This is a genomic window from Polaribacter litoreus (assembly GCF_054584775.1).
Genome location: NZ_JBTLRD010000023.1, coordinates 1 through 15,393 on the forward strand (window position 1 = coordinate 1; position 15,393 = coordinate 15,393).

9 protein-coding genes are annotated in these 15,393 nt (G+C 31.6%); all 9 read right to left on the bottom strand.

Features of this window, described 5'->3' with window-relative positions; translation table 11 throughout:
* Window positions 1-1,081: 1,081 nt before the first annotated feature.
* The 9 genes from ACW9UN_RS15750 to ACW9UN_RS15790 all read right to left on the bottom strand — a co-directional run bounded on the left by ACW9UN_RS15750 (window position 1,082) and on the right by ACW9UN_RS15790 (window position 15,383).
* On the bottom strand, window positions 1,082-1,435 hold the full coding sequence (locus ACW9UN_RS15750; protein ID WP_459487322.1) for a DUF7222 domain-containing protein: 354 nt from the start codon (window positions 1,433-1,435) through the stop codon (window positions 1,082-1,084).
* Window positions 1,436-2,137: 702 nt separating this feature from the next.
* Entirely contained in the window at window positions 2,138-3,718 is a 1,581-nt protein-coding gene (locus ACW9UN_RS15755) for a sulfatase (RefSeq protein WP_459487323.1), read from the bottom strand.
* On the bottom strand, window positions 3,708-6,866 hold the full coding sequence (gene lacZ, locus ACW9UN_RS15760; protein ID WP_459487324.1) for a beta-galactosidase, LacZ type: 3,159 nt from the start codon (window positions 6,864-6,866) through the stop codon (window positions 3,708-3,710). Before lacZ ends, ACW9UN_RS15755 begins: the two co-directional genes overlap by 11 nt.
* 19 nt (window positions 6,867-6,885) lie before the next feature.
* Window positions 6,886-7,809 (bottom strand): alpha/beta hydrolase, encoded by a 924-nt coding sequence (locus tag ACW9UN_RS15765; protein ID WP_459487326.1) that lies wholly within the window; start codon window positions 7,807-7,809, stop codon window positions 6,886-6,888.
* Window positions 7,810-8,007: 198 nt separating this feature from the next.
* Window positions 8,008-9,411 (bottom strand): arylsulfatase, encoded by a 1,404-nt coding sequence (locus ACW9UN_RS15770; RefSeq protein ID WP_459487327.1) that lies wholly within the window; start codon window positions 9,409-9,411, stop codon window positions 8,008-8,010.
* Between the two features lie 2 nt (window positions 9,412-9,413).
* The gene (locus ACW9UN_RS15775; protein WP_459487328.1) at window positions 9,414-10,073 is read right to left on the bottom strand and encodes an SGNH/GDSL hydrolase family protein; all 660 of its coding nucleotides are present in this window, start codon (window positions 10,071-10,073) and stop codon (window positions 9,414-9,416) included.
* On the bottom strand, window positions 10,074-12,374 hold the full coding sequence (locus tag ACW9UN_RS15780; protein WP_459487329.1) for a glycosyl hydrolase: 2,301 nt from the start codon (window positions 12,372-12,374) through the stop codon (window positions 10,074-10,076).
* Between the two features lie 12 nt (window positions 12,375-12,386).
* Complete coding sequence (locus ACW9UN_RS15785) at window positions 12,387-13,967, bottom strand: sulfatase family protein (protein WP_459487330.1); 1,581 nt, start codon at window positions 13,965-13,967, stop codon at window positions 12,387-12,389.
* Window positions 13,968-15,383, bottom strand: a complete 1,416-nt coding sequence (locus ACW9UN_RS15790) for a sulfatase-like hydrolase/transferase (RefSeq protein ID WP_459487331.1) — start codon at window positions 15,381-15,383, stop codon at window positions 13,968-13,970.
* Window positions 15,384-15,393: the final 10 nt, after the last annotated feature.

Consider the following 15,393-nt stretch of genomic DNA (forward strand, 5'->3'; position numbering starts at 1 on the left):
CAGCTATAGTAACATCATTTCTAGTTTCAAAATCAACATCTAATTGCTGACCATCACAAACCTCTAAAGCTGTTTTAAATCTTTTTACAATTCATTTCAAAGAACTAGGGTAAAAATAGTCATTTTTTGGCAGACATTTGGCAGACATTTGAAAACATACCTATAAAGTAATAAAATTTAGTGAGAAGTTATAAAGCTCAAAAAAATTATTATTAGATTTTGACAGAGTTAAAATAAGAGTTGAGGTGTTTTTTGAAAAAATGACGAAATTTTGTGTTTTTGCCAGGAGGGCAAATCTTGGACTTTTTTTAACCTTAAAAAGCTGAATATTTTAGTATCTAAAAGTTATTAGTTTTAATTTTGGGACACTTTTAAAAATTGACTTAGAACTATTTCTCAAAAATTACTGTCTTTTAATTTAGCTCTTATAAACTTAACTAAAAGTCTTATCTACAATAACTAAATTTTTTACAAATTATTTACAGTTAAGTTTCGATGATGTTCAACTTGATAAATTGTGTCGTAAAACATTTATCGCACTGTAATATTTCTCAGAGAGGATAAGGTAAACACAAATTAAACAGAAAAGATCTTTTTCATTTGAGGATATTCTAATAGGAAATTAAAATAAAAAAGTTTGAATAAACTCGGAAACGCCACCTGTTTAATTAACAATTTTAGATTGGTGATTTTTAAAATTGTTTACCACTTTACCAAATTCTTTACCACTAAAATAACTTCTACAACTCTTTCTATTGTTGAAGTTTACCTACTTTACCACGTTATCCCCGTACTTATATAGTATTAGGACTGGAAAAAACATAAAGATCCGCAAAAACAGAAGTCTTACAGAGTTGGGAATAAATTTGAGACCACTCCCCTTCAGTCTTAATGTGATTTTCATTTTCTATCGGTTATTCTTTGCTCTTATCCAACTAATAAATAGCTCGACAACTTCAGAAATAACTCTAGAAATTTTCTCTTCTGAATTCTCTTTTTGATCTATCTTTTTAAATTTTTTATTATTTCTATAAGGTTCGCTTCTGATTAAAAAGACCTCGAGTTGAAATCCTTTCTATTTTTACTTATCGAGAAATGATAAAATTTCACTCATCATAGATTCCCAAGCGAACCAGGCAAGCCAATTAAAATATTGTACCTCATCAGTTGGACTTGATTTATTTTCTAATTTCCCACATTCGCTTTCAAACTCATCAAGAATTTGTAATATGCTCAAATGATACTTTTTTGCAAAGGCTACTGTATCTGTATAATAGATCATTCCAGGAACCGATCCCGAGTTTGCAGCATAATAATCTTGTGGATTTTCTTTTAAGAGTTTCCATTCTACATCTCCTTGTTTTAATACTTTTTTATGAAAATTTGGAAATGAACTGTGATTTTCTAAAAATCTTTTTTTACTTAATTTAGACATAATGTTTGTTTCTAATAAGGCCACTAAACCTTAAAAAAGACGTGTTGAAACAAACAATAAAATCATTTTCCCTTAAAGTAAATTTTTCTGAAAATCGGAGAAATCTCTTTAATAAGTTAACATAGGAGTTCACAAAAAGCGAAAAGAAAGATTTATTTGATAAATATAAACTTAGTGGAGGTTCTATAGATCGATTTTTGAATAAGACAGAGCTCTTTAAAAGAGTAAAGCAAGTTAGTTGTAAGAAAATCGTTAAATAAACTTAATAACATCACCTGTTGAAAAGCCAATTTTAAATGGTTGGTTATTAAACACTTTACCAAGTTTACCAATCTTTTACAATTCAAAAATCATCCAAAACCTTTATTAATGTTGAGGTTTACCACGATTACCAGGTTTACCAACTGGGTATATGATAGTTAATAATCATATCTATATTAAAAAAAAATCATTCACATAATATATTTTATGTCAAATCTGGGGGAACATTCTACTACTAATAGAGAGTAAGGTACCTCCCCCAGATTTGACAATTTTTATTGAGGCAAGAATAGAAAGATTTTCTTTTTTTCTGATGAAATTTCTGATCCATTTTATTCTCAACAATTTTCATTTGCTTTACAAAACCTCTTTTTAAAATATCTAATGCTATTTTCATTAAAAATTTCATTTTTTTAAATAATGCGCTATGAAGCATAGGTTTTATTTTTTAAACTTTATATTTTTATTTAGGATTGCATTTATCTCGTTTATCAATTTCTTTTTAATGTTTGTATACATTGAATCTGAAGCAACATTGTATACTTCATAAGCATCTACTTGATGATTGTACAATTCTTCTTGACCATTACTATATTTGATATATCTCCAGTTTTTAGTGCGATATGAGAAATTTTGTTTTTCTGTTGGAATTTTAATTCCGTAATTTCCAACAACTGTTAATGCGCCATTTGGTCCTTTCCAGTTTTTTTGTTTGTTCTCTAATAGTGGTTTAAGGCTAAAGCCACCTAATACACCACCCTTCGGATTTTTTTTGTTATTTCCTTCTAAATCACACAAATCGATTAATGTTGGAAATAAATCGATCAGAGAAACAGGTTGTTCAATTTTTAAACCAGGTGTTGTTTCTGGTGTTTTAATGATCATTGGAATTCTAGCACTTTCTTCCCAAGGTGAGTTTTTAAATAAATAGTTTTTTTCACCCATTTGCCAACCATGATCGCTTGTAAAAACTACAATGGTATTGTCTTTAAATGCACTTTTATCTAAAGCTTCCATTATTTTACCAACTTGTTCATCAACAAAAGCTACACATGCTAAATACGCTTGTAGAAAATGTTTTAATGCTAATTCTCGGTCACCATTATAAGATTTCAATAGTGTACGAAAATATCGAGATCCTTTCTTTTTACTATCAAAATTATTATTCCAATAAGTGTCAATTGAGTCATCTGCTTTCCAATGTTCTAATTCTAAATTTTCTATTGGAAACATATCGAAATATTTATCGGGCGCATGCAAAGGGGTATGAGGTCTTACAAAACCAACGCCCATAAAAAAGGGTTGTTGTATTTTCCTTTTCTCAAGTTCATTTATTTTTTCCACAGCCCATTTTGCATGTAGCTCATCTTGCATCAAATCTCTGTCATTATCATTGATGTATCTCATTGGTTCATTACTCCATCCATAGACCAGTCCTTTCTCTCCATTTTTCCCTGTTGAAATTCCAGCATCTGATAAACGGCCATAAGAACCGTCTACAGGGCCAATAGCTCTGTAAGGTGTTGGCACTGTTGGTAATGCTATTTTCTTTTCGCCATCAAAATAAAAAGGACCATAATTATTTTTTAAAGACATTCCCCATTCATCCCAATCTCTTTCAACATTGCCATGGGTTATTTTACCTGTACCTAAAGTTGTATACCCATTTTCTTTAAAAAGCCGCATTATGGTTTTATTATTCTTTAAAACTGGTTGTTTTTTTAAATCTGTCCATCCATAATCTTTAGAAACGTGTGGGTAGACACCTGTAATAAAACTATTTCTAGATGGAGAGCAGACAGGAACATTGGTTTGTGCATTTACAAACTGAACTCCCATGGATGCCAATTTATCAATATTAGGTGTTTTTGCTTGTGGGTGGCCACCAAAAACACCTTGATAATCATTTAAATCATCACAGATAATAAATAATACATTGGGTTTTACTGTCTTGTTTTGAGTAAACACACTCCAACATAAGAAGGTATACATTAGAGTTATTAAAATATTCCTAGTTTTCATTTGCAGTCGTATTAGAAATTATATAGCTGAAACTTAAGTTTTGTGGTTTAATTTGGTATTCTTTATGTGGCATTGCACCCCAACTAGTATCACCACCAACACCCATTTGTGCCATATCTATATTGATATTAACAAAATCTCTTTTTATAATATCTGTGGTGTGACGTTGCTGCTTTGTTTCTCCTGCATCAAAATCACTGTTATATTGATGGTGTGCACTAAAACCGATATAATTGTTTGCAGTAACTTGAATACCTTTTCCTCTAGAATTTGTAAATTTTACCCAACGTGTATCTGTTTTGTATCCATTTTCTTGAGGACGAATATAAGGAAAGTACAAATCTGAAACACTAGACGTATATTGTCCTACTAACGCAGCCGTATTTCTATCTTGATAATTTTCATGCGGTCCTCTACCAAACCATGAAACAGCATTATAGCTTTCATCAATCATAAAATTAGTACCAAATCTTGGTAGAACAGGAAGACTTGAAGCTACATTCTTAAGCTCTGTATATACGTTTACTGTGCCATCTGAACTGATGTTATAAGTCATGACTACTTTCGCATCTTTTATAGCTGGTAAATTATAGGTTGCTTTTACTGTTACATTTTTCCCTGAGTTGTTTTCTTCAAAAGCAATCAAATCCTGATTGTTTGATGCTTCTTTCCATTCACTTAGTTTTTTAGGCATTTTAAAACCAAAATCATTATCTGTTGTAGCACGCCAAAAGTTTGGTTTGATTCCCTTTTTTAATACGTTATCATCACCATAATTCAGGGTTATTATTTCTCCAGTTTTTGTGTTAAACTCAATTTTGAAATTAGCATTATAGATGTTATAAATTGAATCGTTTTTGTTACTAACAATATCACTTTTAGAAATAACAGAATTCTTACTAAAATTTCCTTTTTGAAGCTGAAACTGCTCATAGGCCACAATGTGATTTTTAGGAACTAATGGACTAGCTTTAGAAGTTTTAGCGTATATATTTAGATGATAATCGCTATCGCTATTTGTTAAAGTAGGTATGTCGATTTTTATTTTTGTAGATTGATAAGGAGGCACATCAATTACAGGTAAATTTCCTTCAGCTACTTCAACACCGTTTTCTAAAAGTTTCCATGAAAAGGTTAATGTATTTAAATTTGTAAAATCATAGATGTTTCTGATTTCAATTTCACCAGCGTTTAAATTTGTCTGCTTAAACTTTACATATTGATATACTTTTTTAGTTTCATACAAGGCAGGATGAGGAGTTCTATCAGGATTTACAATTCCGTTTAAACAGAAATTATTATCGTTTTGCAAATGTGCACCACCCAAATCACCACCATAAGCCCAGAATTCTTCATTTTTGTCATTAGTAGTTAGTAAACCTTGGTCTACCCAATCCCAAATAAAGCCACCTTGCATGGTTGGGTAGGCTTCAATAACATCCCAATAATCTTGAAAATTACCAAGGCTATTTCCCATAGCATGTGCATATTCGCATTGTATTAAAGGTCTTGAACCATCTTCTTTTACATATTTAATCATTTTTTTTATGGGCCAATACATTGGTGCTTGTATGTCTGTGTTTTCATAGCCTGTGGCACCTTCATATTGTGTTGGCCTAGTAGTATCATGTTTTTTTAACCATGCATATGTTGCATAAAAATTATCTCCATTGCCAGCTTCGTTACCCAAAGACCATGTTACAATGCTTGGGTGATTTTTGTCGCGCTCAAACATTCTAATTGTTCTATCTAAATGGGCTCCTTTCCAAGATGGTAAATACGCTGGGTGTTTGGCTTGTTTTTCTAAATTATGGTCTAAACCTTGATTCGTAGTTCCCATTCCGTGTGTTTCTATATTGGCTTCATTAACAACATAAAACCCGTATTTGTCTGCTAATCTATAAAAGAAAGGATCTTTAGGGTAATGACTACAGCGAATGGCATTGATATTATTTTGTTTCATTAACTCCATATCTTTAATAGTTAATGATTCTGTTATTCTATGCCCTGTTTTTTCGTCATGATCGTGGAGATTAACGCCTTTTATTAAAACGGGTTTTCCATTCACTAAAAACTGACTATTTTCAATTTTTATGTTTCTAAATCCGACTTTGACTGCTGTAGACTCACCGTTTAATGAAATTAGCAGTGTGTATAAGTTTGGGTGTTCTGCATTCCAAGATTTTACATTTGAAATAATTTTACTAAAATCAATGCTATTGCTTCCTGCATTTAGTGTAACAGGTTTCGTTTCTGAGTATACTGAATTATCCCCATCAAACAACTGTATAGTAACTTCTTTTTCAACGGAAGTAGCTAAATTGTTATCAACTTTTAGGTTTAGATTGAATTTACCATCTTGATAGTCATTTTCTAAATCAGCGATTACTGTAAAATCTTTTAAGCTAATTTTATTGGACGCATACACATAGACATCACGTTCAATACCAGACAGACGCCAAAAATCTTGATCTTCCATATAACTAGCATCAGACCAACGTAAAACTTGCACTGAAACACTGTTTGTTCCTGGTTTTGTAAATTTTGTAATATTAAATTCTGCTGCTGTTTTACTTCCTTCATTATAGCCCACAAATTCACCATTAATCCAAACATACATGGCACCACTTACGCCTTCGAAATGTAAATAATGGTCTTTACCATTCCATGATTCTGGTATTTGAAAAGAGCGTTTATAACTACCATTGTTGTTGATGTTATGAGGAATAAAGGGTGGGTTTGCTGGAAACATATACTTAATGTTGGTGTAGACTGGTATTCCAAAACCTTTCATTTCCCAATTTGAAGGAACCGTAATTGTGTCCCATCCACCTAAATTAAAGTCGTTTTTATAGAATTCTGTTGGTCTAGCTTGTACACTATCAGCATAATAAAAGTTCCAAGTGCCATTTAAAGATTGATATAATTCTGAATTTTGCCAAGTATCATTTTTTAAAGCATCTTCTTTATTACGATATTTATAAAAAGAGGCAGTAGGTGACTCTCTATTGATTTGAAAGATTTCTGGATTTTCCCATTCTGGATTTTCCCATTTTTCAGCAGTATAAATTGGTTTTTCTACATTTTGTTTTTGGCACGAAAAAACAGTTAGTATTGATAGTATTAGGCCTAGATGATAAATTTTCATAATAAAAGCGATTGATTTTTTAATTGATGTAATTATTTAGCAAAAGCCAATTCCTACATTGATTTGTCCAATATTGGCTAGTGGTATTTTCTTTTCCTAAAAAAAAGGCATGTTTACCATTCTGAAAAGCATGAAATTCTGCTGGCACATTATTTTTTTTTAAAGCAAGGTAATAAGCAACACTATTTTCTATAGTTACAGCTTTATCGTTTGAAGCATGTGCTATAAATGTTGGTGAAGTAAAGGCGTTTACGTGATATTGATTAGAAAATTTTACTATATTATCTTTAGATGGATGGTTGCCTAACAATCGGTTTCTAGAGCCTTTATGGGTTATGCTGTCTTCCATTGAAATTACTGGATAAATTAAAAGTGAAAAGTTGGGTTTTGCACTGATTGTGTCTTTATTTTTATAGATTTTATCTTGGTAATGCGTGGATAATGTTGATGCTAAATGACCGCCTGCAGAAAAACCTATAATTCCGATTTTTTGCGGGTTAAGATGCCATTTTTTTGCATATCGCCTCACATATCGTATAGATTCTTGAGCGTCTTGTAATGGTCCAATTGGTTTATTTTCCATAATTTCATCGCTAGGTAATCTGTATTTTAATACAAATGCTGTTATTCCTAAAGTGTTTAACCATTTGGCAACATCATAACCAGATCTTTTTATTGCCAATAAAGTATAACCACCACCAGGACAAATAACCATTGCTGTTCCGTTTGGTTTTTCTGGTACAAATATTTTTAATGTTGGTGTTTTAACGTTTCTAACTTGATCTAAACTCACATCATACGATTCTGTATAAGTATCAGAAGCTATTGCACCAGGAATATCAGTTTCCCACAATTCAACTTCTTGATTTTGAGAATTAACATAACCAGTAATGCAGGCTATTAAGAAAGTGGCTACACCTAATTTATGAAGTATTTTTGTCATTATTGTACTCGTCTTTTGTTTATTATCTAACGTGCTAACTGTGTATCTTAAATTTTTTATTTCTAAAACATCACCCCAAATAAGAAGTGTTTTTGGTTATTTAACAATTGTATTGCTTCGAATTATGGTACGTTTTTTTCATCACAAGAAATTAGAAACTAAAAAAAATAAAACGGTAAACTTTAATTTCATTTGTTTTTAAAATTTAAACTGTTGAGATTCGGTTCTAGCACTTGCCATAAGTTTTTTCAATTCTTTAAATTTTTGGGGCATTTTATCAGCTAGGTTAATAGATTCACCTGGGTCTTTTTCAATATCAAAAAGAAAAAACTTTGGTGTCTTTTTAACATTGTATTTTATTAGTTTCCAATGATTTTTTAAAACGGCTTGTCTGCCACCTTTTTCGTGAAATTCCCAATACAAAAAGTCATGTTTTTTTTGTGGCTCATTTTGTAATAAGGTTGGTAAAAAAGAAATACCATCTGTTTTAGTTTTTAGATCTACATTTAAAAGATCTGTAATGGTTGGCAACACATCCCAAAAAGCAGATGGGTGATTTGTAGTCGAATTTTCTTTAATTTTACCTTTCCATTTTACAATCATTGGCACCCTTATGCCACCCTCAAATAAGTCGCGTTTAAAACCTTTATAAATTCCATTACTATTAAAATAAATCGGATCTGCACCAGCTTCTTTATGTGGGCCATTATCTGAAGTAAATATAAAAATGGTGTTTTTTTCTAAGCCTAAATCTTTTATTTTCTGTACAATTTCTCCTACTTGATCGTCTAATAAGGTTATCATTGCCACAAAAGCTGCGTGACCATTTTTTTGAGAACCATACCTACCTTTTTTATAAAGTTTACCCTGATCAACCCCTTTATAAGATTTTTCTGGGTTGAATTTTCCAATAAATTGATTTATATATTGCTTTGGCGCGAATAATTCTGCATGCGGAATTATCGTTGGATAAAATAAGAAGAATGGTGCTTTTTGATGTTTTTCTATAAAAGAGAGTGCTTTTTGATGGATAAGATTTGGTGCATACTGCTTTTTATTTAAACCTTGATTGCCTTTTAAGATTACTTTAGTATCATTATCCCAAAGAAAATTTGGATAATAATGATGAGCTAACATTTGGCTATGAAACCCAAAAAAAGTATCAAACCCTTGATGAAGAGGTGAGCCAGATTTACCCGAAGTTCCTAAACCCCATTTGCCAAAACCACCTGTAGCATAACCATGATCTTTTAAAATTTCTGCAATGGTAAGGCTTTTTTTAGGAAGCTCCATTTTACTGTTTCCTCTAATTGGGGTGTTACCAGTATGTAACCCTGTCATTAAAGAAGATCTTGATGGTGCACAAACTGTAGAACCAGCGTAATGTTGTGTAAATAAAATACCTTCTTTTGCTAACTTATCGATATTAGGTGTAGAAAACTTTGTTTGTCCGTAAGCACTTAAATCTCCATAACCTAAATCGTCTGCTAGAATATAAATGATGTTTGGTTTTTGCGTTATTGATGCATTATTTTTTTTCTTTAAAGCGCAAGATGAAGATATCAATAGGATTAATGATATGAGTAAAAATTTCAAATTCATAATTATAGTTGACTTTCAATACATTTAATGATTAGTTTGCTTATTTTGTTGTAACCAGTTGCTGAATAATGCACGTCTTTAGAGCCTTTACCGTATTTATTATGAATGGCAATAGATTCTGTATAAATATCATTTACCTGAATATTGTGTTTTTTCATGATTTTCTTGGCAGCATTATTGTATCTCTTAACATCTTTTAGGCGCCTACCAGGTTCATTTATAGGAACATAAGTAGTGGTTACATATATTAATTTTGCACGTGTTTTTTTCTTTAAAATAGTTACAAGTGAATCTAGGTTTAAAGCATATTCATCAATAGTATACTCAGGTTTTCCATTAATTTTATCTCTGTTTCCATATTCTTTTGAATCAGGATGACGATAACACATATCCCATAACCCCCAATTAAATTGAATTACATCCCAATGTTTATCTCCTAGCCATTCTTCAATTTTTTTTAATCCAGTTCCTGTATGTTGGGCATTACCAAAATTATGTGCCACATTTGCCTTTTTTGAAAAATATTTTTGTACAAATGGTGTATAACCAATAGAAATAGAGTCTCCAATAATTAATATCTCCTTTTTTTTATTGACAAAAGCGTTTGTTATTAAAATAACAAATACAAATATTATCGTATAAGAGACTATTTTTTTGATCATTTAATTTAAAATTAATTTACCATTAGATTGATTTCCTTCGTGATCTGTTATCGATATTATGTACACACCTTTTGAACTATTTTTTAAATGAATACGTGCTTCTGTAAGATTGAGATTTTCTGACTGTTGGATTATTTGACCTTGTGTATTGTAGATTATGTATGATTGTATTGGTCTTTTTGTTTGGATTGTAAACATACCTGATGAAGTATTTGGAAAAATTGCAAACGAATTCGAATTGAAATTTAATACATTTAGTGTTTCAGATTTTAGTAACAGCGCATTGTCTATAAACCATCCAGGAGTTGAAGCATCTTTTTCTACATAAAATTTAACAGATGTAACATCCGCAGGAACAGTAAAGTTTAATGTTATTAAGTTCCAATCTGTACTAGATGTCATTAGTTTGCTAGCAATTATTTGATTATTGCTTGCGTTTAGTATTTGAACAGATATTGCTCCTTGAGATGGGGTAACAAACCACTTGGTATAAAAGGATAGGTTGTATGTTGCTAAAGGTTTTATAACTACGGTTTGTTGAAGATTACCTGCGTTAGCCAAAATTCTTCCTGAGCTTGTACCCTCGTAAACGTTTGAGTTGGATATATTTCCGATATTGGCACCATTCCATCCAGTTAAATCACCAGTTTCAAAAAAACCGTTTACTAATAAATTATCAGGAGAGCCTGTAAGCCTGTAATGAATATCTAAATTATTGTTTTGTAAAAGTATGCTCTCTGGAATAGAAGGTGTAGATGCTTGGTTTTTATAAAAACTACCTACATTGGTTAAATTTGTTTTAGACGCATCATAGTAATCAGCAGTATTTGAAAAAGGTTCAAACCAAGCATATCTTTCTACATAATCTAAAGTTTCTAAATATGGTAAGGCCAATTGCATAAATCCATAATTCGTAGCGTTGCTTCTATTCGGATTTGCATTAAATTCTGTAATCCAAATTGGTAGCCCATATAAATCATAAACTCTTTTTAGATAATTTTTAAACCGATTAAAAACGGCATTAGGGTCTGCATTCGGACTATTTTTAGGATTCGAAGCCCAATCATACCAATGTACCCCAATAACATCAATTCTAATATTTTGTGCATTGGCTTTATCATGAAATTCTTTTAACCAGCCAAAAGGTGCATCTTCTCTACCACTTGGTGAAACTAAACGTAAGCCTGTTTTCATTAAGTTTTTATAAGTACTTACAGCAACATCTGTATCACATAAATTATTATATTGCCCTGATTGATCTTCACAATTATCAGATTCATTAAAGGCCAATACATGGGTGGCTTTGTATTTAGATTTGTACAATTCAATATCGGCATCATCATTGGCACCACCAAAGCCCCAAGACATAGGAGCATATTCTATATTTAGTTTAGAAGCTCCGTTATTATTCCATCTGTAGAACCATCCGTTATCTAAGCCAGAAGTATTTCCTCCAATACCTTTTTTGGTTACCCAGTTCCATGGTAGAACTCTAATAAAAGAAATATCATTTAATAAATAGGAGGGAAGCTCATTAACAATTAAGTCTTCTGTAGAAGCTATATAATTTTTACTTTTATTGGTACCGTTTTCCGCAACTGCAAATGTTGCCATAAATCCTTTTTTAAGGATGAAGGATTCCGTTTTATTATTCATACCATTAGCAATAGCTAATCCACTATGCACAATATCTACACTTAGTTTGGCAGATGTACCTTGCAGATTTTTATCATCATATATGATTAACGGATTGGTTGATAAATCATTACTTCTTATAACTGTGCCCTCTAGATAATAATTATCTAAACGAAGGTTTGTTTGATAAATAGCTGTTTCTTCATTTACCTTAAACTGAGATATATAATTATTGAGTATACTATTTGCTCTTGTATTTAAAGTTCTAAGCCAACCAATACCAGAAGTAAAGTTGATAGATACATTGTTTTGAAGTGGAATGTTATTATTTAAATCAACATAACCTTCATTATTTATTGAAACATTACCAGAGGAAAGAGCAGTGGCTTGGAGGCTTGAAGCCATAACAGAGAGGCTACCAGTGCCTAAATCGATGACGCCATTAGCAACTACCAAAGAACCAGCATTGTGCAAATCTAAGGCTAGGTTTATAGGTTGACCAGCATTAATAGTTCCAGAAACAGGAGCAAGATTTGTGCTAAGATTTTGCCAATTATTTTCATCAAAAAAATCATTATTAGAAGCATTACCTGTCCAAATTACTTGTTGAGAGTAACCACAAAAAGAGATCATAAAAATAACAAATACAATTAGCTTTTTTTTCATAGCGTTTAATGGTTATTTAAAATTAGGTTCTTCAGTATCATTATAAGATAATCCTCTAATGGCTTGAAAATCTTCTATCATTTCTAATAATTTCTTACGATTAGTGTCTGCTAAATTATTTTCTTGACCAATATCATCTTTTAAATTATAGAGTTGAAATTGTTTAGAATTCCCAGTTTCTATATTTTTAATTTTATTAACAGCAGGGCCTTTATAAGGAGGAATTAATACCCAATTTCCTTTTCTAAAAGCAGTACGTGTTGTAGCCTCTATAATTAAGTTTTCTCTACCATTATTGGTTTTACCTAAAAAAGTATCTATTAAATTTTGGCTATCAGTTTTGTTTATATCAGCATCAACTAAATTTGCTAAAGAGGCTATTAAATCAACTTGAGAAACCAATGCATTAGACACTTTAGGCTGAATAGTCCCTTTCCAGTAGGTTATGAAAGGCACTCGTGTACCTGCTTCTAAAAGACTGTATTTTCCGCCTCTAAGTTTTCCCCAAGGCTTGTGTTTACCAAGTTTTTGAACTGCATCATCTGCATATCCGTCATCTAATACAGGGCCATTATCACTAGATAAAACAATAAGTGTGTTTTCTAAAATACCTTCTGCTTCTAAAGTTTTTAAAAGTTCTCCTATACACCAATCAGCTTCAATAATTACATCTCCTCTTGGCCCCATGCCAGACTTTCCTACAAATCTAGAATGCGGTGTGCGAGGAACATGAGGTTGTTGCAAAGCATAATACAGAAAAAAAGGATTGTTTTTTTGTGTTTTTATATAGTTTTGCGCTTTCGTTAAAAAGGTATCTGCCATATCTTCATCAATCCATTTTGCAGAGTTGCCTCCTTTCATATATCCAATACGTGGTATACCATTATTAATGCTATTACTATGCTGTGGGTCTCCTTTCATTTTTAAAAGCTCAGGATTTTTTGTGCCTGTAGGTTCTCCTTCAAAATTTTTAGAGTAGCTTACTTGTATCGGGTCACTTGAATCTAAACCTTCTACAAAACCATTTTTTATATATACTGTTGGCACTCTATCTTGAGTTGCTGCCATAATGTAACTATAATCAAACCCTACCTCATTGGGACCTGGAGTAATATGTTCGTTCCAATTTACATTACCATTACCTAAACCTAGGTGCCATTTACCCACAATGCCTGTTTTATACCCTTTGCTTTTAAGTACTTTAGGAAGTGTATTTTGTTTAGTGTCGATAATTAAAGGTGCTGATCCTTCCAAAATTTTTGCTTTTTTATTACGCCATGGATAAATACCCGTTAGCAATGCAAATCTACTTGGTGAACACGTTGCCGAAGTTGAATAACCATTCGTAAATTTAACACCACCGTTTGCTAATTTATCTATGTTTGGAGTAGAAAATTCAGTAGCTCCATAGGCACTTACATCTCCATATCCTAAATCATCTGCATAAATAAAAATGATATTTGGCTTAGAATTAAGTTTTTGTACTGCAGTACTTTTTGTTTCTTTTTTATTTTCAGTTTTACACGATGTAAAAGCTATGAACATAATAAGAATTAGGTAAATTGATTTTTTCATTAATACTAGTGTATTCATTTAGTGTGTTTTTTTAAATCTATTAGGATGAGAATTACTGTATTTTGAATCTTGTAGTAAACCCATAAAAATAGGATCGAGCATTTGAGAATTCCAGTGGTTATAGGCTTTTTCCAGTTGCTTAAAAGCCTCTAGTTTTGTTTGAATAATGTTGTTAGTCTCAGAAATATCTGTAGTTAAATTAAACAATAAAGATTTCTTTTTTAAAGTAACCGCCTTTTCTCCTTTATTGTTTCGAATTGCGTGATTATTGGCATCAAATTTTCTCCAAAATAAAAAATCATGAGGTTTTGTTTTTTGAACTCCATTTATATAAGGAATAAGATCAACACCATCTAAAGTGTTTTTAGTTTTAATTGGTATTGCTGAATTAGCTATGGCTGTTGCAAAAATATCAAATGAGATAATTGAAGACTCATATATAGTTCCTGCTGAAATTTTACCTGGCCATTGCATAGCAAAAGGAACGTGAATGCCACCTTCAAAAAGTTGACCTTTACCTGCCCTTAGAACTCCATTGTCTGATCCATTTTTGCTTTCTGGGCCACCATTATCTGATAAAAAGAAAACAATCGTATTTTCAGTTAATCCTAATGTATTTAGTTTGTTTAAGATTCTTCCCACGCCATCATCCATAGCACTTACCATAGCAGCATACGTCTTTCGTTTTTTATCTTTAATATTCGGAAACCTGTTTAAATATTTATCAGTAGCTTGTAATGGCGCATGTGGCGCATTATAGGCTAAGTACATAAAAAAAGGGTTTTCTTTATATTTTTCGATATAATTTACGGCTTCTCTAGAAAGTGCATCTGTTAAGTATTCATTTTCTTCTATTCTATCATTATTTCTTAAGAGTTTTGTTTTATAAGCATCAAATTGTGCTTTTACTTCATATTCATCTTTTAAGGTCCATAGTTCAGGAAAGTATTGATGCCCTCCACTTAAAAAACCAAAAAAATCGTCAAATCCTCTTTTTAAGGGACGTTGGCTCTCGTGAGCACCTAAATGCCATTTGCCCAAAGCAATAGATTTATAGTTTGCTTTTTTTAGAGCAGTTGCTAATGTTTCTTCGCTTAGAGGTAAGCCCATTTGAGGGTCGTTGGGAGCAAATAAAGGGTTTCTGCCAAAACCGAAACGATCTTGATAACGACCTGTAATTAATCCTGCTCTACTTGGACCACAAACTGCGTAACTAACATATGCATTGGTAAATTTTACTCCATTAGAAGCTATTTTGTCGATGTTTGGTGTTGGGATATCTTTGCATCCATTAAACCCAACGTCATTGTAACCTAAATCATCTGCCAAAATAATGATAACATTTGGAGATTGTTTTTTAACATTGTCATTTTTTTGCGCATTAATGCAATTGAATGAAAGTAAAAGAAAAAAGAAAATAGTTGTGCTTTTCATTTAATTTAAA

Excerpts from the sequence above, each read along its gene's own strand:
- ACW9UN_RS15750 (WP_459487322.1), bottom strand. The coding sequence starts at position 1,435 with ATGTCTAAATTAAGTAAAAAAAGATTTTTAGAAAATCACAGTTCATTT.
- ACW9UN_RS15755 (WP_459487323.1), bottom strand. The coding sequence starts at position 3,718 with ATGAAAACTAGGAATATTTTAATAACTCTAATGTATACCTTCTTATGT.
- lacZ (WP_459487324.1), bottom strand. The coding sequence starts at position 6,866 with ATGAAAATTTATCATCTAGGCCTAATACTATCAATACTAACTGTTTTT.
- ACW9UN_RS15765 (WP_459487326.1), bottom strand. The coding sequence starts at position 7,809 with ATGACAAAAATACTTCATAAATTAGGTGTAGCCACTTTCTTAATAGCC.
- ACW9UN_RS15770 (WP_459487327.1), bottom strand. The coding sequence starts at position 9,411 with ATGAATTTGAAATTTTTACTCATATCATTAATCCTATTGATATCTTCA.
- ACW9UN_RS15775 (WP_459487328.1), bottom strand. The coding sequence starts at position 10,073 with ATGATCAAAAAAATAGTCTCTTATACGATAATATTTGTATTTGTTATT.
- ACW9UN_RS15780 (WP_459487329.1), bottom strand. The coding sequence starts at position 12,374 with ATGAAAAAAAAGCTAATTGTATTTGTTATTTTTATGATCTCTTTTTGT.
- ACW9UN_RS15785 (WP_459487330.1), bottom strand. The coding sequence starts at position 13,967 with ATGAATACACTAGTATTAATGAAAAAATCAATTTACCTAATTCTTATT.
- ACW9UN_RS15790 (WP_459487331.1), bottom strand. The coding sequence starts at position 15,383 with ATGAAAAGCACAACTATTTTCTTTTTTCTTTTACTTTCATTCAATTGC.